General features: G+C 41.5%; 26 protein-coding genes and 1 riboswitch. Of the genes, 15 read left to right on the forward strand and 11 right to left on the reverse strand.

Features of this window, described 5'->3' with window-relative positions:
* Positions 1 to 4 precede the first annotated feature (4 nt).
* Positions 5 to 235, reverse strand: coding sequence for an excisionase family DNA-binding protein (locus MKZ10_RS03990; protein WP_342508081.1), 231 nt, complete (start codon positions 233 to 235; stop codon positions 5 to 7).
* A gap of 60 nt (positions 236 to 295) precedes the next feature.
* Complete coding sequence (locus MKZ10_RS03995; protein WP_342508083.1) at positions 296 to 778, reverse strand: QueT transporter family protein; 483 nt, start codon at positions 776 to 778, stop codon at positions 296 to 298.
* A 7-nt stretch (positions 779 to 785) separates the two neighbouring features.
* A riboswitch (PreQ1 riboswitch) is annotated at positions 786 to 831 on the reverse strand.
* Positions 832 to 1,028: 197 nt separating this feature from the next.
* Here MKZ10_RS03995 and MKZ10_RS04000 point away from each other — a divergent pair.
* From MKZ10_RS04000 to MKZ10_RS04010, 3 genes are all read left to right on the forward strand, one after another.
* Entirely contained in the window at positions 1,029 to 1,388 is a 360-nt protein-coding gene (locus tag MKZ10_RS04000) for a hypothetical protein (RefSeq protein WP_342508085.1), read from the forward strand.
* A complete protein-coding gene (locus MKZ10_RS04005; protein ID WP_342508087.1) occupies positions 1,385 to 1,708 on the forward strand; it encodes an addiction module toxin RelE in 324 nt (107 codons plus the stop codon). Before MKZ10_RS04000 ends, MKZ10_RS04005 begins: the two co-directional genes overlap by 4 nt.
* 67 nt (positions 1,709 to 1,775) lie before the next feature.
* Positions 1,776 to 2,654, forward strand: a complete 879-nt coding sequence (locus MKZ10_RS04010) for an EamA family transporter (RefSeq protein WP_342508089.1) — start codon at positions 1,776 to 1,778, stop codon at positions 2,652 to 2,654.
* A gap of 30 nt (positions 2,655 to 2,684) precedes the next feature.
* Here MKZ10_RS04010 and MKZ10_RS04015 read toward each other — a convergent pair whose 3' ends face one another.
* Positions 2,685 to 3,233: a hypothetical protein gene (locus MKZ10_RS04015; RefSeq protein ID WP_342508091.1), complete on the reverse strand. Its 549-nt coding sequence runs from the start codon at positions 3,231 to 3,233 to the stop codon at positions 2,685 to 2,687.
* Positions 3,226 to 4,134, reverse strand: a complete 909-nt coding sequence (locus MKZ10_RS04020; protein ID WP_342508093.1) for a hypothetical protein — start codon at positions 4,132 to 4,134, stop codon at positions 3,226 to 3,228. The genes MKZ10_RS04015 and MKZ10_RS04020 overlap by 8 nt, the downstream gene beginning before the upstream one ends.
* A 164-nt stretch (positions 4,135 to 4,298) precedes the next feature.
* Here MKZ10_RS04020 and MKZ10_RS04025 point away from each other — a divergent pair, with 164 nt between their 5' ends.
* The 5 genes from MKZ10_RS04025 to MKZ10_RS04045 all read left to right on the forward strand — a co-directional run bounded on the left by MKZ10_RS04025 (position 4,299) and on the right by MKZ10_RS04045 (position 8,160).
* A complete protein-coding gene (locus MKZ10_RS04025; protein ID WP_342508095.1) occupies positions 4,299 to 4,634 on the forward strand; it encodes an AbrB/MazE/SpoVT family DNA-binding domain-containing protein in 336 nt (111 codons plus the stop codon).
* Positions 4,635 to 4,910, forward strand: coding sequence for a cytotoxin (locus MKZ10_RS04030; RefSeq protein WP_342508096.1), 276 nt, complete (start codon positions 4,635 to 4,637; stop codon positions 4,908 to 4,910).
* A gap of 151 nt (positions 4,911 to 5,061) precedes the next feature.
* Complete coding sequence (locus MKZ10_RS04035; protein WP_342510000.1) at positions 5,062 to 5,751, forward strand: response regulator transcription factor; 690 nt, start codon at positions 5,062 to 5,064, stop codon at positions 5,749 to 5,751.
* Positions 5,729 to 5,905, forward strand: a complete 177-nt coding sequence (locus tag MKZ10_RS04040) for a hypothetical protein (RefSeq protein ID WP_342508098.1) — start codon at positions 5,729 to 5,731, stop codon at positions 5,903 to 5,905. The genes MKZ10_RS04035 and MKZ10_RS04040 overlap by 23 nt, the downstream gene beginning before the upstream one ends.
* Complete coding sequence (locus MKZ10_RS04045) at positions 5,905 to 8,160, forward strand: MFS domain-containing histidine kinase (protein ID WP_342508100.1); 2,256 nt, start codon at positions 5,905 to 5,907, stop codon at positions 8,158 to 8,160. Before MKZ10_RS04040 ends, MKZ10_RS04045 begins: the two co-directional genes overlap by 1 nt.
* Positions 8,161 to 8,203: 43 nt before the next feature.
* Here the strand turns inward: MKZ10_RS04045 and MKZ10_RS04050 are convergent, their stop codons facing one another.
* On the reverse strand, positions 8,204 to 8,809 hold the full coding sequence (locus MKZ10_RS04050) for a CPBP family intramembrane glutamic endopeptidase (protein ID WP_342508102.1): 606 nt from the start codon (positions 8,807 to 8,809) through the stop codon (positions 8,204 to 8,206).
* A gap of 195 nt (positions 8,810 to 9,004) precedes the next feature.
* Between MKZ10_RS04050 and MKZ10_RS04055 the strand changes: the two genes are divergently transcribed.
* The gene (locus MKZ10_RS04055) at positions 9,005 to 9,331 is read left to right on the forward strand and encodes a hypothetical protein (protein ID WP_342508103.1); all 327 of its coding nucleotides are present in this window, start codon (positions 9,005 to 9,007) and stop codon (positions 9,329 to 9,331) included.
* A gap of 313 nt (positions 9,332 to 9,644) precedes the next feature.
* Here MKZ10_RS04055 and MKZ10_RS04060 read toward each other — a convergent pair whose 3' ends face one another.
* The 5 genes from MKZ10_RS04060 to MKZ10_RS04080 all read right to left on the reverse strand — a co-directional run bounded on the left by MKZ10_RS04060 (position 9,645) and on the right by MKZ10_RS04080 (position 13,161).
* A complete protein-coding gene (locus MKZ10_RS04060) occupies positions 9,645 to 10,277 on the reverse strand; it encodes a response regulator transcription factor (protein WP_342508105.1) in 633 nt (210 codons plus the stop codon).
* Positions 10,252 to 11,298 carry a sensor histidine kinase gene (locus tag MKZ10_RS04065; protein WP_342508107.1) on the reverse strand — a complete coding sequence of 349 codons (1,047 nt, stop codon included), beginning with the start codon at positions 11,296 to 11,298 and terminating at the stop codon, positions 10,252 to 10,254. Before MKZ10_RS04065 ends, MKZ10_RS04060 begins: the two co-directional genes overlap by 26 nt.
* Positions 11,295 to 11,996, reverse strand: a complete 702-nt coding sequence (liaF, locus tag MKZ10_RS04070) for a cell wall-active antibiotics response protein LiaF (protein ID WP_342508109.1) — start codon at positions 11,994 to 11,996, stop codon at positions 11,295 to 11,297. Before liaF ends, MKZ10_RS04065 begins: the two co-directional genes overlap by 4 nt.
* 132 nt (positions 11,997 to 12,128) lie before the next feature.
* Entirely contained in the window at positions 12,129 to 12,794 is a 666-nt protein-coding gene (locus tag MKZ10_RS04075) for a PspA/IM30 family protein (RefSeq protein WP_342508111.1), read from the reverse strand.
* A 16-nt stretch (positions 12,795 to 12,810) separates the two neighbouring features.
* Positions 12,811 to 13,161, reverse strand: a complete 351-nt coding sequence (locus tag MKZ10_RS04080; protein WP_342508113.1) for an ABC transporter permease — start codon at positions 13,159 to 13,161, stop codon at positions 12,811 to 12,813.
* Positions 13,162 to 13,452: 291 nt separating this feature from the next.
* On the opposite strand from MKZ10_RS04080, the gene MKZ10_RS04085 reads away from it, so the two are divergent.
* Positions 13,453 to 15,075, forward strand: coding sequence for a long-chain fatty acid--CoA ligase (locus tag MKZ10_RS04085; protein ID WP_342508115.1), 1,623 nt, complete (start codon positions 13,453 to 13,455; stop codon positions 15,073 to 15,075).
* Positions 15,076 to 15,591: 516 nt separating this feature from the next.
* On the forward strand, positions 15,592 to 16,419 hold the full coding sequence (locus MKZ10_RS04090; RefSeq protein WP_342508118.1) for an undecaprenyl-diphosphate phosphatase: 828 nt from the start codon (positions 15,592 to 15,594) through the stop codon (positions 16,417 to 16,419).
* Between the two features lie 145 nt (positions 16,420 to 16,564).
* On the opposite strand, the gene MKZ10_RS04095 is transcribed toward MKZ10_RS04090, so the two are convergent.
* Positions 16,565 to 17,296 (reverse strand): IclR family transcriptional regulator, encoded by a 732-nt coding sequence (locus MKZ10_RS04095; protein ID WP_342508119.1) that lies wholly within the window; start codon positions 17,294 to 17,296, stop codon positions 16,565 to 16,567.
* A 205-nt stretch (positions 17,297 to 17,501) separates the two neighbouring features.
* On the opposite strand from MKZ10_RS04095, the gene MKZ10_RS04100 reads away from it, so the two are divergent.
* From MKZ10_RS04100 to MKZ10_RS04115, 4 genes are all read left to right on the forward strand, one after another.
* Entirely contained in the window at positions 17,502 to 19,115 is a 1,614-nt protein-coding gene (locus MKZ10_RS04100; RefSeq protein ID WP_342508121.1) for a M20/M25/M40 family metallo-hydrolase, read from the forward strand.
* 112 nt (positions 19,116 to 19,227) lie between these two features.
* The gene (locus MKZ10_RS04105) at positions 19,228 to 19,932 is read left to right on the forward strand and encodes a response regulator transcription factor (protein ID WP_342508123.1); all 705 of its coding nucleotides are present in this window, start codon (positions 19,228 to 19,230) and stop codon (positions 19,930 to 19,932) included.
* Positions 19,922 to 21,283: a HAMP domain-containing sensor histidine kinase gene (locus MKZ10_RS04110; RefSeq protein WP_342508125.1), complete on the forward strand. Its 1,362-nt coding sequence runs from the start codon at positions 19,922 to 19,924 to the stop codon at positions 21,281 to 21,283. The genes MKZ10_RS04105 and MKZ10_RS04110 overlap by 11 nt, the downstream gene beginning before the upstream one ends.
* A 38-nt stretch (positions 21,284 to 21,321) precedes the next feature.
* Positions 21,322 to 22,044: a PepSY domain-containing protein gene (locus MKZ10_RS04115; RefSeq protein ID WP_342508127.1), complete on the forward strand. Its 723-nt coding sequence runs from the start codon at positions 21,322 to 21,324 to the stop codon at positions 22,042 to 22,044.
* Positions 22,045 to 22,146: the final 102 nt, after the last annotated feature.

The following is a 22,146-nucleotide window of genomic DNA, read 5'->3' on the forward strand; positions in this document are numbered from 1 at the left end:
GTTCTTAGTCTTCGTCTTTTATATCGCGATCGGGAGGTAGTGGTTCGTTACGCCAGTCGTCAATTTGTTGTTTTAAGGCTTCAAGCTGTTCAAAATAAAGACCAAATTGAGCTTTATTAATCAAAAATTGTTCACCGTCGTGGACTGAACGAATGCGGCCTTCCCGCACATACTTCTGGATTTGTATGATAGGCATCCCTAAGTGTTCAGCGGCTTCTTCGATTGTGATATACATAGAGTCCTCCTTAAAAATCCCCCCTACTTCAAGTGTGAACAGTGAAATAGAGGGGAAATATTAGATGAGTTTTTCGAAATTCAATCGTTTATTCAATGCAAGCATAATCGGAATCCCGACAGCCATAACGACAAATTCACCTACTGCAACAGTTAACCAAGTGAATAGAAATGGTAATTCCAAAGCGAGGTTCAATTCAAATGCAATGATGCACATTAAAAATGTGAACACAGCTGTATTGAATAACATACGCTTTAAAATTCCGCTAATAAATTTTGCAGAGAAAATCGTAATCGTCAGTGCGATGAGCGATTGAGCTACTCCAAAAAATAGATCATATAATCCAAGTGGTGAAAATAAATTCGCTACAAAAACACCAAGTACAATAGCGAAGATGAACTTCTTATTAAAGACAACGAGATGATTGAACATCTCAGATAGACGGAATTGCACATTTGTGAATCCGAATGGTGCCACTAGTAAAGTGACGGCAACATACAAAGCAGCAATAATCCCGCTTGTTGCCAACGTTTTAACCTTCATTATTCAATTCCTCCTAGTTTTTTTACGTGGGATGGTTGATGAACCACGTGGTGAAAAGCCTGTCTAACAGTGTAGCATACAGTTTTTGTTTGGTATATGGTTAGAGATATTTATGTATAATTAAGTGTTTTCAGCATTACTGATGCATCACATATCACTCACTATATAACATAGTATATGACTGTCTATTTGATGTCATATCTTGTATAATTTGAAGTAATACAAGCATACTATAAAGGAGATGAAAGAAATGAAGGTGGATGTTATGGAGAAACCACAATTCAATGTAGATCAAGTCGTCCCAGCCTCGGTTGCTGCTAGACGTTTTGGAGAAGTACGTAAAAACGCAAAAGTTATTCCACAGTTTATATCTGAAAATAATCGCATAGATTCGGTTGTACAAAGTTATGAGGATTATGAAAAGATGTATATGGAGCTAGAATACCTTCGCGAAATGACACGAGAATATAACCTCTCGATTCGTGTTCAGCAGGCGGATGAAAATCCTACTAATCGATATAGTCTTCAAGAAGTTATGGGCGATGCTGAGTATGGGGAGTTTCGAAAAATTGATCCGAATACTATAGCGGATGAAGATTTGTTTGAATGATGATGAAAAAGTTTGATGTTGTATTCATACAAGAAGCTAAAGAGGATTATCAGAAGTTAGATGGGTCAGTAAAAAGGTTTGTGGATATTGCAATTGCGAAAATGGAGTTGCGAGCGGACGAACTTGGAGAAGAACTCACAAAAAAGCAGCAATCCAATCTAATTGGATGTAGAAAAATCAAGTTTAAGAAAATTGGCATCCGAATTGTTTATCGGATTGTTGCTGATAAAGCTGAAATCGCTGAAATTATTGCCATAGGAAAGCGCGAAGAGAATGAAGTTTATAAAAATGCAGTTAAGCGTTTAAACACACTTTCTTAAAAGCTCTTGTGCAAATAACAACTTTGCAAGGGCTTTTTTGTAGTTGATTTATAGGAGGAGGGTTACAGTGTCACAGCGCATTTCATACTTAGTCGTACTGCTCGGAGCAATCCTTTGGGGAACAACCGGCACTGCGCAGACGTTTATGCCACAAACGATTCATCCGCTAGCGGTAGGGGCGTCGAGACTTGCGGTTGGTGGATTTTCATTGCTCATCATTTTACTAATCCTTCGTAAGATCAACTTCCGAAATTGGCCGTGGAAATCGACAGTATATGCGGCTATTTCGATGGCGGTTTTCCAGTATTTATTCTTTTCTTCAGTTCGATTAACAGGCGTGGCCATCGGAACGGTTGTCACCATCGGTAGTGCGCCTGTATTTTCGGGTATTATTGAATGGTTGCTCGTAAAACGTCGTCCGACAGGAGTATGGCTGATGGCAACAGCGCTTGCCATTATTGGCTGTGCATTGCTCTTTTTAAATAAAGAGGGCATCGTGGTTAATCCAATTGGGGTCGCCATGTCATTGGGGGCTGGGTTATTGTTTGCATTTTATACGCTTGTCAATAAAGACATACTTGCCAAGGTGGATACTGTACCCGCTGTTGCGGTAATCTTTTCGATGAGTGCCATGATGCTGTTACCTTTTCTATTTTTATTCGAAACGGAAGGTTTGCTGACAGGGCGTGGAATTTCGGTCGTGTTATATCTAGGAATTGCGACGACGAGTATTGCATACATTTTATTTTCCGCGGGATTGAAACGTATTCCGTCATCGTCGGCAGTCACATTGTCACTTGCAGAACCATTGACTGCGGCTGTATTAAGTGTCCTTGTCGTTGGTGAGCAGCTGAATATGACATCGTGGATGGGGGTTGCGCTCCTGCTCGGTGGCATACTTGTATTGACATTAGGTGGGAGAAAAAATAATAGACAGAGAGCATGAATAGCTCCCTGTCTATTTGTACTGCTCAAATCAAATCCTTATATCCGTAACAGGTACCGCGCGTCGAATGGCTCCCAGTAGGAGTAAAAATGCGATATCCACAACCAAGGCGCCTATCGTAAAGGCAACCACTATCGTCATCCAAGGATATTCGGGCATGTTCATGGAGAAAGACATGAGGAATAGTACTGCCAGCTGGATAGCGATATAAAATGTATAGACGCTTTTCGTTCGCTGGATGAGCGCCTGATTACCAGAGTCTGCGACGATGCTTTTTAGAATGGCGAATAAAAAATAAGCGACAATTAATTTGAGGAAAGATAGTGCTATTGCATAGGGTTCCCACGCGCCAAGATAAGGTGCTGAAAGGTCAACGAAAATAGCTGGAATCGAAATAATAGCCCCAATTATCGCCACAAATCTTGCTTTTTTAGCCTGTGGGTATTGCTTGAGTAGCAGTAAACATCCCGAAGCAATGAATACATAGCCCAGCGGATCAGCAAACCAATCAATCCCAATTTGAATGCGGAAAAAGATGAAAAGATATCCCCAGAATAGATACTGCAATGCTTTATTCATCAGTATCCCCCTTTGTTTTTGCCTTGATAATAGCCTTGACATCTTGTTTTTCTAAATAAGGCTGTGTAAAGATGCCGGATGTTGTAGTGAAGTCCTTGCCTGACTCCGTTGTACCCTTCATATAGATATTTACATTCAAAACTTTTGTCGAATTTGTAGGGAACTTACTGTGAATACTGATTCTGTCATGTTCATTTAATTGAATGGGAAATGCAACGTTCCTTAAGTTTAGCCCCGGTAAGTCATTCCACTCCTGATCCATTGAATCTAGAAAATCGGCCTCTGCTGCCTTTGAGTCTAGCGGAGTTTTTGGTCTATTCATTTTAATGAAGAAATCATCCTGCAGGTCGTCCTTGAATGAGTGCTCAACGGAATGGATGGTCAATGGTTCAAGCGCGCGATAGTAGCTTTGGCTAAAGTTATGGTTGTTGCTTCCGGAACTTGTTTGTTCAAGTGGCCTCGTATTTAGATGGAGTGGATGTGTCATAAGATGGCCGATAGGCGTGGTGACGACTCTACCATCTGAAAAAACAACATCCATTTCTGTTGTTTCATAATCCAATTGATCCCCATAAGGGTTGTAAAACTCCACATCAACACTACGTAACACGTAACGTCCGAAGTCTTGGTGATTATAGATTTGATGAGTGTTATTAAAAAAGCCATTCGACTGTTCTGGATAAGCACTCAGGTCACCAGCATTCATGGAGTTAATCACAGACGTGTCATTTTTATTCGTCAAGTAGAAAAACCTTACATATAGGTGATCCTGATACGCCATATCAATATAATGGTCCAAAAAGATAGGCTCATCTAGCTGTTTGGAGTAAGCGTACAGAGAATTAGCCATCCAACTGATGCCTATTAAGCTAAGAGCAACCCAGAAAAAATGTCCTTTCATGAACGATTCCCCCTCTTCCATTCGTTCCAGTATATCAAATGGATAATAGTTCCTCTACCTTGATTAATAAAATGAAAAATAATATGATGAAAGTAGGATTTCGGGATAATCTAATTATCATTTTTTCTTTATTTGAATAAACTAGAAAGAAGGCGGTTAGATTGATGCCATTAGTGAATATGAATGAAAGAAGGGGAATCCAAATGGAAGAGACGTACTCTAAAAATGTCCGTTTGCGCCCAAAAGGTCAAGTGACAATACCCAATGAAGTTATTGAACTGTTGCAGTTACATACAGATGATAACTTTAAGCTAACTGTGGAAGACGGCCGAATTGTACTCATTCCGATGATGGAAATAGCAAAGGATCAGGCGTGGTTTTGGAAAGAAGCATGGCAAGCGGCTGAACAAGAAGCGCAATATGATATAGAGCATAGTAAAACGAGCAAACCATTAGCAATTGATCAAGCAATTGCATGGTTAGATGAAGAGGAAGACTAAATGTTCGAGCTTGAAATGACAAGTCGTTTCCGTAAATCCTATAAAAAACTACATCCAAATGAACAAAAAGCTATTAAGGAAAGTTTAGTACTATTAGCAGATTCACCTCCATTTCATCCTTCATTACGAACAAAACCGATACAAGGAACGAAAGCTATTTTTGAAGCTAGTGTCAATATGGATATTCGGAATTCCTGGGAGTACCATAGTGAACTAGAAAATACATTATTAATACGCAACTGTGGTCATCATGACGAACTTTTGAATAAACCCTAAGCCTTCCTTTCATATAAGGAAGGCTGTTTTGTTGTGTGCCTATGCGAATGAAGTAAAATCTCATCTTAAGAATTTCTTCATAATTATAATGGATGAATGTTAAGATTTGGTCGTTACAATTGGTATCATAGAGAAAAGCGAGGTGCGGATGATGGCGAAGTTCAAAGTGCTCGTGGCGGATGACGATCAGGATATCCGTGATGGCATTGAAATTTATTTGAAAAATGAAGGTTATGACGTGTTGAAGGCAGCAGATGGACAAGAGGCGCTTGCGTTATTAGAGGCGAATGAAGTTCATCTACTCATACTCGATATTATGATGCCTAATATGGATGGCATTACGGCGACATTCAAAATTCGGGAAGTGCGGAATATCCCGATTATTATGCTGAGTGCCAAGGCGGAGGATTCGGATAAGATTCATGGTTTGTCTGTCGGTGCAGATGATTATGTGACGAAGCCATTTCACCCAATGGAGCTGATGGCGCGGGTCAAGTCGCAATTACGCCGTTATGTTCAATTGGGGACTTATGATGGCCAGAAAACGATTGAAATCGATGGACTTATATTGGATGAGGAAGCGAAGGAAATTACCCTTGATGGTAATCCGGTGAAGCTGACGCCAATCGAATTTAAAATAACAGAGCTGCTTATGAAAAATGTAGGACGTGTCTTTTCTATCAATGAAATCTACGAACGTGTTTGGAATGAGGAAGCGTACAATGCGGAAAATATCGTCGCAGTCCATATTCGTAAAATCCGTGAAAAAATCGAAGCAGATCCGAAAAATCCAAGATACGTAAAGGTGGTGTGGGGCATTGGCTACAAAATCGAAAAGTGATTACACCATTGTTTGGTCGATTATTGCACTGGTAATTGCGGTTGTTAGTATTGGCTACTGCTTTTCCTACATCATCGACTTGGTGGGCAATGGTGTGGAAAGGTCGAGTCGAGCGATAGCTTATCTTGCGCGGCTGATAAAGGGGAGTGTGTGATGGTGAAAAAGAATTATAGTGTGCAAATTGTTATGTGGACTTCATTAGTAGTTATATTTTTATTGGCTTTATTGTCATTGACAGGTGGCAACTTACGCTATGTTGGAAAGAGTTATGTAGAGTCGAATGATTTTCAATGGGAAATGAATAACTTTTATGACAATCTTAAGAAAGCTTTTTTGAACCCGATTGATATAGAAGCAGAGAAAGCACGAATTACAGTTACCCAATCTGAGATCGAAGAGCATCGTAATTACTATGGAACACTCTCAGAGCAGGTTGGCAGTATTGAAGAGCAATATACGCAGCGAATTGCAGATGCAGAAGCAGGGAAAAGTGAAAATCTGAAATCGACATTGATAAAAGAGCGCGATACTAAGATTGAGGACATTCGAAAAAACTTTGAATCGGATGCACATGTAGAGGCGAAAATTCGTGCGAGTAAAGAGCAGCAGCTAGAAGATGAGTTACAGCGACGCATTGAGAGTGCTAAGGAAAATCTTTATTTTCCTGTTGTTTATGAATTGACGGATAGTCAGACAGGAGAAACGTTTACTTCAGGAGATATCAATGTAACGACAGGCTATATAGAGACTTTCAGTGCAGAGGAAGGTTATTTCCGAGCGGCACCAGATCAGGCGAATGATTTTCATTATGATAGGTATCAACCTGAGGTCTATGAAAAAGGGGTATCCGCGTTTAGGGATACAGAGGTACCTACAGAACATGCGCAAGGCGCCGCTTTGGAGCCTAGTCAGCCGCAAACAATGAAGAAGTTTGAGGGAACTGTTGTTGTGCCACAAAGTGCATTGAAGAAAGGCTCGCTTGGTAGAAATATAGAACAATACAATCGAAGACAGCTGAGTCTATATGGTATTTGGACGCTTGGTGTGCTTGCTTTGGTAGCTTTGTTGACGGTCACCCGCTTTAACAAGGAATGGGTCACGACAAGTCGTTTTGTAGAACGTTATCATCGGCTAAAGATTGACCTAAAAGCAGCGTTGTTATTATTTTCAGCCGGAATTGCCTGGAACTTAGTAGGGGAAGTTGTAGGCCGTTATTTGGGGTTCTTTTCACATTATGGGTTAGAAAATGGAGTCATTCTAGGAATGCAGGTTGTCATATTGACGTGCATCTTGTGGGCAATAGTATTTCAGCTCGTCCTACTTGTAGAACGCTTAAAGGGCGAGGGTGCATTGGAGCAGGATATTAAGAATAGTTATAGTGCGAAGTTCATCCTAGCTTGGCAAGGCATGTTTTTAAATTGGAAGATTGGTATGCAAATGTTCCTCCTGCTTATTGGTTTTTTTCTTGCGGGAATTGGATTATTCGGTGTTTTATTTCAACCTTACTTGATTGTCATTTATATTCCGCTTGTACTGTTTGTAGGATTGCCAATTTTGTATATCTTCGTGAGAAGAACAGCGTACCTGAATCGGATTATGGTGGCGACAGAAGCGATGGCGGCTGGTCGATTACACAAAGAAATTGAGATCGAGGGGAAATCTCCATTGGCAGAGCATGCCAAGAATTTGAATAATCTGCGTGAAGGTGTCCGTAATTCAATGAGTGAACAGGCGAAAAGTGAACGTTTGAAAACAGAATTGATTACCAATGTCAGTCATGATTTACGAACGCCATTGACGTCAATCATTACGTACACGGATTTATTGAAAAATGAAGATCTGACGGCAGAAGAGCGCACGAAATATGTCGCAGTATTGGACAAAAAATCACAGCGTTTGAAGACCCTAATCGAGGATTTGTTTGAAGTATCAAAAATGGCGAGTGGCAACTTGGAATTGCAACGACAGCGTGTGGATTTGGCGCAATTACTACAACAAGCCCTTGCAGAGCATGAAGAAGAAATTTCGAAAACAGGATTGGATTTCAGGGTGACTATGCCAGATTCGGAGCTTTTAGCTTATGTCGATGGCAAACGTTGGTGGCGCGTACTGGATAACTTAATTGTCAATGCGATTAAGTATACGTTGCCAGGAACACGCGTTTACATTACGTTGCGTAAGGTGGAAGATCGTGCTGAGTTCGTTGTGAAAAATGTGACGAAGTATGAGCTTGGTGAAAATACCGACGAACTATTTGAACGGTTCAAGCGGGCGGACACATCGCGTCATACAGATGGTTCAGGGCTTGGTCTTGCCATCGCACAATCCATCGTCGATTTGCATAATGGGAATATGACGATTGAAGTCGATGGAGATTTGTTTAAAGTGACCGTCACCGTAACGGCTTGATGGGTAAATGAAAAGCTGTACGCGGGAAATGCGTACAGCTTTTTTAATAGAAATAAATAATATAGACACCAACGAGCAAAACACCGATATCTGCAAACATGTGAATGGTCCACGAAGGTAAGATGGTTCGACTTCGTTCATTAGCCAGTTGAAAAATAATTCCACCTACCCACAGTCCTGTAACAGCAAGCACAAGAAGTGCAGGGCTAAACCATGGTAGGAAAATGGCGACATGGTAAATGGCGAAAAAGAAGGACGGTAAAAAAAGACGGAGACGGGATTTTGCGAAAAGATTCGGCAATAGGCCACGAAAGAAAAACTCTTCTAAAATTGAATTCCCCAATAGGATATAAAGAGCGATAAACGGAAATACTGCTGGTGTGATACCCGCATCTGCAAGGTCAGTAAGGAGTGTGGGGATATCGATATAGGGTAACAAAATGACAAATGCTCCAATGATAACCGCCATAATCGCTAGGCCAGAGCCAATTGCAATTTTCATACTCTTTTTATCAGTTTGACGTAGTTTTAGAAATGGAAATCCAGCTTTTTTGAATAAAATATATGGGATAACCAAGAAGAAAATTATCTTCGCTGCTGTTTTCCATATGTATTCAATTTCAAGCACTTGTTCAATCAAAATCAGCATAGTGATACTGATAATCGGTAATACAAAGCCAATGAACTTATTCAGAAAATCACCCCCGAAGTTTAGAATAGGACGGTATAGGGTAAAAAAAGTTTCGGATTTTTTTGAAAAAGGTTTAAACTAATCCATTTAAAGGAATAGAGTAAGAGGGAAAATGACTTTAATTAGCGAATATAAAGAGAGAAGGAGGAGTATATGATGACAAAATCAGATGGCAAGTATCCGAACAAGGAAGATTTTGAACCAAAAGTGGCTGGGGTAGGTAAATCAGATGAGCTACCACTCGCAGACCCATCCGATTCAAACGTAACCGACGTATTTAGGAAAAATGCGCAGGAGAAGACAGGTGAAAATGAGCCGTCTGCTTTTGCGACAAACAAGGTAGACAGTGGTTATAACAAACCGAAGTCAGGTGAACGCTTCCCTTTCGGGGATAAAGAAGAGTACGACCGAGAATTTAACCAAGAGTCGCATGATAAGTGGAATGGAGAGAAAACAAATAATGTCCCTGCTAAGCCATGAATTATAAGCAACCGTCCCATTGCGGAGCGGTTGCTTTTGTTATTTAACTATATGCGGGAATTATTGAAGGGGGGAGTCTGGTGATGGAGTCTCTAACTTTGGTTAGGGGCTTTTGACTTGTTTGATTTGACAGCGAGGGAGGGGAGTGTTGAAGTGTGCAACGAATCAAGCAAAGTGTCCAACCAAATTGTCGAAGTCTCCAACGAAAGCGACAAATCATCCAACAAACTATCGAATCCTGTATACCACAATAAAAAAGCACCAGCTAGCAATCAGGTTATCTCTGACTTCTAGCTGGTGCATCATCTTTATTTTACTCTACCAATTCATGCTTAAATGCATAAATGACGGCTTGTGTACGATCTTGCACTTCAAGTTTAGCTAACAAATTACTAACATGTGTTTTCACCGTTTTCAGCGCGATGAATAGATCATCTGCAATGTCCTGATTGGTTTTTCCTTGTGCGAGTAATAACAAAACTTCAAGTTCGCGTTCAGTCAGCTCTGCATGCAACTGGCGTTCATTGCCAGCACGCATTTTTTGCATCATTTTCGTTGTGACCTCAGGCTCCAATACGGTTTGCCCTTTCAATGTTTCTCGGATTGCCTCTGCAATGCGTTTGGCATTAGAAGTCTTTAATATATAACTAATCGCGCCTGCTTCGAGTGCGGGATAGACTTTATCATCATCTAAAAAGCTTGTGACGATGACGATTTTAGCTTCGGGCCATTCTTTAATAATAGCAGCGGTTGCTTCGGCACCGTTCATTTCTGGCATAACCATGTCCATCAAAATGATATCAGGTCGTAGCTCCAGCGCTTTCCCGACAGCTTCCCGTCCGTTCACTGCCTCGCCAACCACTTCCATGTCAGGTTGCACTTGCAAGTAAGCTGATACACCAATTCGCACCATTTCATGGTCATCCACTAATAAGATCTTGATCATTTACTTCCTCTCCCTTCCGAGCAGGCAATTTCACTTCTACAATCGTTCCTTGCGATGGAATAGAAACGATTTTGCACGTGCCACCTATTTCAATCGCGCGTTCTTTGACGTTTTGTAAGCCGTATGAACCGCCTTTGCCATCGCTTTCTTTAAATCCTATCCCGTTATCCTGTACGCGGAAAATGGCTAGTCCATCACGTTCGACAAATAATATATCTACTTCTGTTGCTTGCGCGTGACGTAGCGTGTTCGATAACGTTTCCTGCGCAATACGGAATAAATGATCTTCTGCACCTTTTGACAAAGTCACTTCTTCTAAGCGAAATCGAATATCGAACAGAACCTTTTCCCGTAATTCTACTAATAATTCCTCAAGCCCCTCGGCTAGTGATTTATTATTTAATGCAGCAGGGCGTAAATGTAGCAGCAATGCTCGCATTTCAAGTTGTGCTTGCTGCACCATGCGTTCAACCTGGAGCAATGGTTTTTGCGCTTCTGTATTGTTATTACTTTCCGTAACCGCCGACAGTAGCATGGAGGCAGCAAATAATTGCTGTGACACGGAATCATGTAGCTCACGTGCTAACCGTTGCCGTTCTTGCACAATGCGCTCTTGAATAAGCTTATCTTGTGCTTCTGCACGTTCATCTGTAATACGCTGTAAACTTTTTCGCTGCGTATGGATGACTGTCGATACTGTATCCATCGCCCGATCTATGCGTGGCGTAAATTTTTCTTTTGGATAATCATCTTTCTCTGTGTCAATCAAGCCAGATAACCTTTGCTCGATAGCTTTTTCTTTGGAACGTCCTAAAAAGTTCGACCAAATAGCAATTCCCCAACCAAGTAAAAGTGTCGTGTTTAAAATCCACCATCCGAGTGGTACATCAGCAAATTGCAACTCGTAAAAGGCGAACCAACTTTCATCTAATGGTAAATCAAGTAGGAAATATGCATAGGTTGCCGCAATAGTAGTAAAGAGTAGTGACAGAAACAGGCCACGTCCAATGACTGCTTTCATTTTCGCGTCACCTCGACATCTCCAGCCCATGTGGAAAGTGTAATGATAAGCTCCGCACTATCTTTCTGAGCTCCTTCATAGCTGTCTTTTATATGAAGGGACTCATTAATGAGTCGTTTTCGGTGAGTATCGAATAAACGGGCATCGCCGAATAATGTTGTGTAATGGATGCGGACTGGAATTTCATATGGGAGCTCGATTTTAATTTTCCCGAAACACTGCCTAACGGAAATGAAAGAGGTCCCTTTCGGTAACACAGTATCTGTCACGTCAATGTGCAAATCACCAAAGACACCTTGGATGTGAATATCCTGCCATTCATAGGATGAAAAAGGAGAGGATTGGATAGAAAATAATTTGTTTTTCCAAATGCCATTGGGTGTCTCTTTTTGGAATTCCTTAAAAGGTCGCATAATCTCTTCCGAGGGTACACCTTTCCATAAACGAACGAGTATATAAATAATCGCTACAAAAATGGCCAGACGTAAACTCCACAGGGTGAAGAGTGACATGGCGATGAAGAAAAATCCGAGCAAAAACATCCATTTCGATCGTTTGCGCGAACCATAGTAAAGAAGTCCGGCGCCAAGAAGGACGAACACGATATTGCCATTATGGAAAAAAACTGCTTCGACAAAAATGAGCAGTAGAATGGCGAGTGTCCAAAATGTGATTCTATTCGTATCAACACGTTTCATGATGTATTCTCCCTTCTTGATGTCAGACATAGTTATTAGAAAAAAGGAAGGTAGGCACCTTCCTCAGGCCAATAGGATGTAGGTCATGCAATCGTCGCCACAGGACGTGGCGATGACTACCTTCCATATAGTTTACACAATTTCTGCTTCTTTTGCCGACTCTTTTTCAAGAATGGGGGCAGTATTTACTTTCACAAGTGATTCCAAACGGCGTTCCATGGATGATGTTTCGTATTCGCGCTCAATTTTGCTACCAAGATTCTCGATATACTTTTTCATCTCACCAACGGATGCTACGCGGCTATCTGCATTTTCAGGGGAGATAACTTGGTCCATGCGATGATGCGCACGCGTAACATTTTCTTTGCCCATCAATTGTAGCTGGCGCACTTTCATATCTTTCACTTTATGTTTCATTTCCTCGAATTTGCGTTCCAACGACATTAATTCATAAGCAGTTTCTGTGACGCTTTCTGCTAATTCTGCAGCACGTGTGTCGTATGCGTAAATTTCTTCGCCCGCGAATGCAACGAGATCTTCTTCACCAGCTGCTTGTGCAAGTTCAAGCTGGTTGCGGCGTTTGTCGGACATTTTTTCCGCTTCCAGCAATTCCTTCTCAAGCTCCGTTTTCAATTTACTTTGACGTTCAAGTAATTTACCGATTGATTCTGTTTGTTTTTCTGCCTCGCGAATGTATTGATTCAACATTGCAATCGGGTTTTTGTTTTCCTTTTTGTCGAATACAGTATGAAGATCCGCCTGTACCGAATATTTAAATCTGTTCCAAAGTGTGTTCATAGTGAATTCCTCCTCATTATTTTGTGATTTCGTCCCATTGACGTTCGAAGTTTACGAAGGGATCATCTGAGACGTTTGTGATGATGTTGTTACTTTCTGTGCCTTTCCATTTACGCCACACATACAGCACACCAATTAGTGCAATGATGCCGATGAAAGCAGGTACATTCGAAATAGCTGAGAATAAACCGATTAGTAGAACGGATCCCCAGAATATTTTTTTAAATGTAGACTCGCTCTTTCTGTAGTAGTGGAACCCCGCGTAGGCGATTAATGCGGAAAGGGCAAGGGCAAGAAGTGATCCAAGATTTGCTAGGACAACAATTGCTGCTGTAATACCGAGTACTGCAAGACCAAATTTTTTCATTTGTAGTTCCTCCTTTCGTTTGTAGATTAATCTTATAACGTTTTTCGGTTTGTCCAAACGGGCGTGGAACGGATTTTTAACTAAGACTTGAGGCTTACCATTATCTAAGCACAGAAAACTATGTATCTTCATGATGGAAATTGTAACCGCTTTCATGTATTCTGTTAATATAGAATTATCTTTTTATTTGGTGGGCGGGAGGGTATAACTAGAGACGGAGATGCGTATAGTTCATGGTTAGGGTAGTTGCAATGCTGCTATTATTATTCGATGAAAAGGGAGCTGGATTTTATGATGCAAACACCGCTTTTATTATCGTCCTTTGTTAAACGAGCAGAACAATTTTTCCCGGACAAGCTGATTATTTCTCGAACGGCAGAAGATACGATTCATCGTATTCCTTATCGGGATTTCGCCAAACGTTCACGGAAGCTTGCCGATGCATTGACCAAGCTTGGCATGCAGCATGGAACGAAAGTTGGTTCATTCGCCTGGAATCATCATCGCCACTTAGAAGCTTATTTTGGCGTTCCCTGTACCGGGGCAATCCTTCATATGATTAATATTCGTTTGTCGCCAGAGCATATTGCGTATGTTATCAATCATGCGGAAGATGAAATTCTGCTTGTCGATGATAATTTATTTCCGCATCTTGAAAAACTAGCTCCTTATCTTAAAACGGTGAAACATTATGTCATCATGGGAGATAGCAAGGAAATTCCAGAAACGACACTAGAAAACGTCTATTCTTATGAAGCGCTTCTCGAAGCAGCATCTGACGATTATGTATTTCCCGAGGATCTCGATGAAAATACGCCTGCTGGCATGTGCTATACATCTGCAACGACAGGCAATCCGAAAGGGGTTATTTATACGCATCGCGGTTTAGTATTGCATAGTTTTGCACTTGGACTTGCGGATGCAATGGGGCTGCGGGAGCAGGATGTCATCTTACCGGTGGTACCGATGTTCCACGTCAATGCATGGGGGATGCCTTTCGCCGCTGTTTTCTTTGGCACAACGCAAGTCCTTCCAGGACCCGGAATGAATCCGAAGTTACTACTCGATTTGATTGAGCAAGAAAAAGTCACGATCACTGCCGGCGTGCCGACAATTTGGCTGGCTGTGCTAAAGGAGCAAGAACAAAATCCAAGAGACCTTTCGTCGCTACGCGCTATTGTTTGCGGTGGTTCGGCATCACCAAAAGGGTTGATTCGTGCATTTGAAGAAAAACTAGGCATTCCATTTATCATAGGCTATGGTATGACCGAAACGACACCGCTCGTTAGCCTATCCGTCTATACATCTGGGATGGAAGACTTGACGATGGATGAGAAAATTGATATTCGCGCATTGCAAGGCTTGCCAATGCCTGGACTTGAAGTTCGTATTATTAATGAAAATGGTGATGCGCCTTGGGACGGAAAAACGATGGGAGAATTAGCGATTCGTGGACCATGGATTGCGAGTGAGTACTATAAGGATGAACGGACGGAGGAAGCGTTTCGAGATGGCTGGCTCTATACGGGCGATATCGCAGTGATGATGGAAAACGGCTATCTTAAATTGACGGATCGTACAAAAGATTTAATCAAGAGTGGTGGTGAGTGGATATCGTCTGTCGACTTGGAAAATGCATTGATGACACATGATGCTATTTTTGAGGCGGCGGTTATTGCGGTGCCACATGAAAAATGGTTGGAACGTCCACTTGCCTGCGTAGTCTTGCATGAAGGGCAAACCGCGGACGAGGAAATGAAACAGCAGTTACTCAGCTATTTGGAAGGGCAATTTGCAAAGTGGTGGGTGCCAGACGATATCGTTTTCTTGGATGAAATTCCGAAAACATCCGTTGGGAAATTCCTGAAAGCCGCCTTGCGTACGAAATTGAACGAGCATTATCAAGAAGTGTAAATAGTGAAAGAGGCTCCAAAACCATAGTGGTTGGAGCCTTTTTTAAATGAAACTTATATTGTGGATATCTTTTTTTTGCGGGGATGGAGTTAATGACATTAACAAGTACTTTTGGATGTAAAATTCAGAAATTATGAACATTTTTGAAAGTTATTCACGAATGATTGTGGGTAACTAGGTATTTATAAAAGTTATCCACGTTTTTAATATGTGATGAAAAGTCATAATAATGGAATGGATTGCGTAAAGTAATCGGAAACAAGGAAACATTTACTTATTCAATAGCGTCCATTCTTTGTGGGTCGGTGAGTGGTGCTTGAATGCTTGTATAATTTCTGGAAAGGGCACAGAAATTATACAAATTTACGCCTTCACTTTAAATATTTGTATAATTTCAGCAAAGGACGCAGAAATTATACAAACCGAACACTGCGCTGTTCGGTTTGCACTTATATTAGGTATTTAGTAAAGTTAGAGGAATACTAGTTGCTTCGCAGAAAGAGAGTGTAAAAATTTATGGAATTATTTGAATTGATCAAGGCGTTGATTCTTGGTTTTGTAGAAGGAATGACGGAGTTTGCACCAGTATCTTCGACAGGGCATTTGATTATTGTTGATGATATGTGGCTAAAGACAAAAGATTTTCTTGGAGACCGTTCGGCTTTTACATTTAAGATTGTTATTCAATTGGGTTCAATTTTAGCCGTTGTAATCGTCTTTTGGAAGCGGCTATTCAGTTTGGTAGGGCTTTATAAGATTGACGGACAAAAAATGAATTCGAGCTTCAATTTATTGCATGTCATTATTGGGATGCTACCTGCGGTTATTATTGGCTTTGCACTGAAGGATTTAATTGATGAACAACTTTCAGGTGTGGAAACGGTGATTTTTGCACTAGTTGCAGGGTCAATTTTAATGATTATTGCTGATAAATTCGGACCGAAAAAACCATGGGTCAACACATTGGACCAAATAACATACAAGCAGGCATTTACAGTCGGTCTTGTACAGTGTTTGTCACTATGGCCAGGGTTTTCACGTTCTGGGGCGACGATTTCAGGTGGTGTGCTGTTTGGTATGAATCATAAGACGGCTGCCGATTTTACATTCATTATGGCGGTTCCGATTATGGCAGGCGCAAGCCTCGTGTCGGTGGTGAAAAACTGGGAAGAGCTGTCGATGGATGATCTATCGTTTTACATTGTCGGGTTCGTCAGTGCGTTCATTTTCGCCCTAATTTCCATCCGTTTCTTCTTGAAACTTATTTCACGAGTCAAACTCATGCCGTTCGCGATTTATAGATTGATTTTGGCGGCTGTACTAGCGATTATTGTCTTTTTATAACGTCAGAGAGTATAAGTTCGTTGATGACCTTATAAGAGCAACTACGGCTTTGCTGTCGCCTAAGGCTCGGCAATCACCGAGTTTTTTAATAATAAATACAAAACGACTTCCGCATATGAATGTGCAGAAGTCGTTTTTTTGTTGATTAACCTTGGTTAGAACCAAGCTTTTCTGATATGCGTTTACCTGTCTCTATGGCTTTTTTAATCAGAAACGCCATCCGATCCTCCGTTAGGTTAAAACTGACAAAACCTATGCCCACCGCTCCTATAACTTCTCCTAATCCATCAAGAACGGCTACTGCGACAGAGGAAGTACCTTCTGTCCTTTCCCCATGGCTCACAGCATAACCTTGTTTTTTTATCTGCTTTAACGTTACGTCAATTGCAGGCACTTGTTCTTGAGGTAAAAGTTTCTCCAATATCGAACTCGATTTAGTGGTAGGCATATTGGCGAGCATGACTTTATTGGCTGCACCAATGTGCATTGGAATTCGTAAACCAAGCTGGTCATAAATTCGAATAGGGTTGTTCTCACTGTCAATCCTCTCGATGATAAGAGATTCCAATCCAGTAGGCTTGCTAAGATAAACACTTTCTTCAACTTCTCGCATTAAGCGCTCGAGCTCAGGCCTTATTTTATTTACGTAGTCCATTGAATCATACACTTTTAAACCATATTCCAACCAAATGGTACCGAGTCGATAGTATTTTGTACGCCCATCTTGCTCCACCATGCCTTGTTTAATCATCGCCTTTAGTAATCTGTGCATTGTGCTAAGGGGTAGCTCGCATTGTTTGGAAAGGTCTGAAATGGACAGACCATTGTCCGTTGCCAAGGCGTTTACTACAGTCATGGCACGGTCAATCGATTGCATATACAACACCGCCTGTCATAAAAATTAATCTTGTAAAGTGAATTACTCTAAATATATTGACATTGTATCATGAAAAGAATATATTTTACATATAAACTTTCCATTATACAGAAACATTTTCCGATAGGTGGAAAAGAGGTTGTAAGTATTCCGGTTACGATCACGCACATAAGTGAAATTTATTGATTAAAGGAGCAACATTAACATGAATAAATTAAAATGGGATACATCCTCAACACTTCGAGCGTTATTATGCGAGCTTGTGAGTTGGGATAGTCGCACGCTGACGAAGGGGGAGCGTACATTTGCACCGCAAGTTACTGAGAAGTTGAAGGAATTGGACTACTTCCGTGACAATCCTAGCTACTTGGAATTGCATGATGCGGGTTTAGGTCGCAAAGCGGTTACGGCATTGTACAAACATCCAGAAGCGACACAGACAATTGTGCTGATTAGCCATTTTGATACAGTGTGGACAGAGGAGTATGGCGTGTTAGAGCCATTTGCTTTTCATCCAGAAGAGCTGACAAAGAAGTTACTAGCGTATAAGGAAGATTTGCCTGAGTCTGCTCGTATTGACCTAGAGTCGGGGAAGTATCTATTTGGGCGGGGAACCATGGATATGAAGATGGGACTTGCACTCCATATGCAGTTGATTGAAAAAGCGAGTGTGGAGCAATGGCCAATCAATCTTATTTTGACGACGGTTCCCGATGAAGAGGTTAACTCGGCAGGTATGCGTGCGGCGGTGACGGAACTCGTCCGTATTCGTGAAGAACATAGTTTGACGTACAAATTATTTTTAAACAGTGAGCCTTCTTTTTCTCAAAATCCACTGGATATTGATGAATATATTTACTCGGGTACGATTGGGAAAATCATGCCTGCCGCATTGTTCTACGGAAAGGAAACGCATGTTGGAGAGCCTATGAAAGGCATAACGGCGAACTACATCGCGTCCTTTTTGACGCAACGTATGGAATGGAATCCGTTGTTCCGAGAAACAGATCTCGGGGAAAGTACCCCCCTTCCGGTTTCGTTGCAGCAAAAGGATTTGAAGATGGAGTACTCGACGCAAACTCCTTATCGTGCAGTAGCTCTGTACAATGTCTTTCTATTAAAACGTACTGCGGCTGAGGTGATGGACTTATTTGAGCAAGTTGCAATTGAAGCAATGTCAGCTTGTAACGACAGCTACCAGATTATTTGCGAACGGGAACAGGTGGCGGGTGTAGGAAAAGTAAATGTGTTGCGCTATGAGCAACTGCTTGAACATGCGGTTCGCAAACTAGGGGCTGCAGAGGTTGGACGGTTGAAAAATGAAGCGCTCCAGCAAGAAGGTTGGGATGATCGTGAAAAATCGCTACGTATCGTCGATAATCTGATGGTTCACTGTCAGGAACTTGCGCCAGCAACGGTATTGCTATACGCACCACCTTATTATCCCGCTGTTAACACATCGAATGATCCACTTGTAATTCAATCGGTTGAGTTAATGAAGCAAGCAGCACTAGGCTTTGATAATAAAATTGATCAAATACATTATTTTAATGGGATTTGTGATTTGAGTTACGTCAATTACGACGATAACGCAAATGGCTGGGCGACATATGAGCGTAATACGCCAGTCTGGGGCGATACGTATAATATTCCTTTTGCAGACATGGCGAAGTTGAAAGCCCCCGTTTTAAATGTAGGACCGTTTGGCAAGGACGCCCATCAACGAACAGAGCGTTTACATGTCGATAGCGCATTTGTTGAAATGCCGGTAATGTTAGAAAAATTGATTAAGAGCATGTATGGCGTGAATAAAACCTAGAAGCAAGTGAAGACTGATAGAAATGCATAAAGGAGATTTTCGTGAAAAGCGAAGGTCTCCTTTTTTTATCCTAATCTGTTAAGATGAAAGAAAAAAGTGGCAGGTGAGTTGAATGAAAGAGCAAATATTGATTATCGAAGATGAAGAGAATATTGCACGTGTTCTTCAGCTTGAGCTTGAATTTGAAGGGTATGGAACAGGGATTGCGCATACAGGGCCGGACGGTCTTATTAAATATCGTGAGCAGGCGTGGGATTTAGTGCTTCTTGATTTGATGTTACCTGGGTTAAATGGTCTTGATGTGCTTCGCCGGATTCGTGCAACGGAATTGTCTACTCCCGTTATTTTATTGACAGCGAAAAACGATGTAGAGGATAAGGTAGCAGGGCTTGATCTTGGAGCGAATGATTATGTAACGAAGCCTTTTGAAATCGACGAATTGCTGGCGAGAATTCGTTCAGCACTACGATTTTCGACGAAGTCAGTTGTTGAAAAAGACAAAAATCTTCATGAGTTTGCAGGTCTATCCATCCATGAACAGACACGTGAAGTAAAGCGAGTTGGTCGTGCGATTGATTTAACACCGCGCGAGTTTGACCTCATGCTTCATCTACTGAAGCATCCGAACCAAGTATTATCGCGGGAACAATTGCTAGATGCGGTTTGGGGATTTGATTATTATGGGGATACGAATGTCGTCGATGTCTATATTCGCTATGTTCGTAAGAAGGTAGATGCGGGTGAAAAAAGTTCACTTATTCAAACGGTTCGTGGCGTTGGTTATGTATTGAAGGAGCAGGTTGTTAATGAAGATTAAGTCGAAAATCCATTTGTATTCAACACTTCTTATGCTTGTTATTCTTATTATAACGAATATCGGTATTTATATTTTATTTGAAAAGATGGCGCATGATACAGAATATAACCAACTGCTGATTCGCTCCAAGGAAGTGACCGCTTCGCTGAGTAAAATGACAGGGGAAATGGACGCGGGTACAGTTGTAAGGGCTCATCTTCCACCAAATGGAGCGATACGAGTTGTCGATGATAAGGGCAAGTCGAAGGTTACGACGGAATCCGAGCTTGGATTGGAGAAAGAGCATTTTGATATAAATCCAAAAGAGCGTTATACAATCGATGATTTTAAAGGAACGCGGACCATGCTCATCCGTGTGCCTATTATATGGACAGATGGGGAAGTTGTGCAGCTGGAGGTGGTGCAGGTTTTAGAGGACTTAGAAAATAACTTAGGCTTGCTTCGACTCGTACTGATTGGGATGACCATTCTCGCGATGATCCCGATTGCGGCATCGAGTGTGGCGTTAGGGCGTATAGTGACACAACCTGTTGAAAAGCTGATTTCAACAATGGCGACAAGTCAACGGTCTGGTACCTATGAAAAAATCCAAGTATCTGTAGATGGGAAAGATGAGCTAGCACAAATGGGTCGAACGTTTAATGACATGATGGAACAGCTGGAACAGAATTATAACAAGCAAGAACAGTTTGTATCTAATGCCTCTCATGAATTAAAAACACCCCTTACGGTTATCGAAAGCTACGCACGCTTACTGACACGCCAAGGTTTTGACAACCGTGCAGTTGCACTAGAGGCAGTTGAAGCCATTCGAAGTGAAACGGGTCGCATGAAAGAAATGATTGCACAAATGCTAGAGTTGGCGAAGAGTAATGAGCATCTGACTTTTGAATTTGTCGAGACCGATCTTCGGGCGTTGGTGGAAAATACGATACAACCAATGAGGCAAGCATATGGAAGAGAGTTTATAGTAGAGGGAAATGAGTCGATGCTGCTCATCACGGATGTTAATAGACTTAAGCAACTGTTATTTATCTTGCTGGATAATGCACGCAAGTACAGCGACAGGGAAATTAAAATAGCCGTTCAGGAACAGGGGGAAATGGTTGCGATTTCTGTAATGGATTATGGAAACGGAATTTCTGAACAGCATTTGCTTCATATTTTTGACCGCTTTTATCGTGTTGATCAGGATCGTAATCGAAAAACAGGTGGAACGGGATTAGGACTTGCGATTGCCAAGGACATTGCAGCAGGTCTCGGGGCAGAGCTGAAAATCGAAAGCATTGTTGGAATGGGGACGACAATCCGTATTTTGATTCCAAAAGAACGGATTCTCATCGATTTTTAATGTTGTGCGCGTATGCTTGAGGGAAGGAGGGGATGTCAATGAAAATCATTAAAAAGCCTTGGTTTATCCCTATCGTGTTGACAATTATTATTTTGGCAGTTGGTGGCTATTATACAAAGCATTTAGTATCCAATGCAGAGACCTTACCTGAAAATGAAATTCGCAAGCAGCTTGAAGAAACATACGGCGGTAAGGTGGAGCGATTATCCTTAGATGGGACAGTGTTTGAAGTGGAATTGTCTCGCAATAAGGATGTCTATTTAGCGACGGTTGATGCTGAAACCGGGAAAGTACTGTCGATGATTCAAACAAAAGAAGTGATAGAGGAAGGGATACCGATTGCATCTGCAGAGAAAGACGACATCATAGATGATAAGGGTACTGAAACGGTCATGCAAGAAAAAACGTCAACAGATGAGGTAGCATCAGAACCTAAGCAGCCAGCACCGTCTGCACCTAAAACGGTAGTAACAGGGCCTAAGCAACCAGCATCATCTGAACCTAAGCCTGGAACAAATACCAATCAGACGACATCGCCTAAAACATCGACAACTGTACTTATTTCAGAAAATCAAGCGATAAAAATTGCACTTGGTCAATTGAAAGGGGAAGTAGAAGACGTTGAGTTTGTTCAAACGAGTGACGGCGGCTACTATTTAGTCGAAATTGATAGCGATCAAGATGATGATCATGAGGATGAAGCTACTATTCAAATCCATGCGATTTCGGGCAAAATTTTATCCGTTACATGGGACGACTAACAGGGAGGAATGGAGTTCAATTCCTCCCTGTTAAGCCTCCGGCGGATTCTCTCATCAAATTCTAATAATCCTCTCCCTCTCCTCTCATAATTGAGTCGTATG

Source organism: Sporosarcina sp. FSL K6-2383 (genome assembly GCF_038618305.1).
Classification (GTDB): Bacteria; Bacillota; Bacilli; order Bacillales_A; family Planococcaceae; genus Sporosarcina.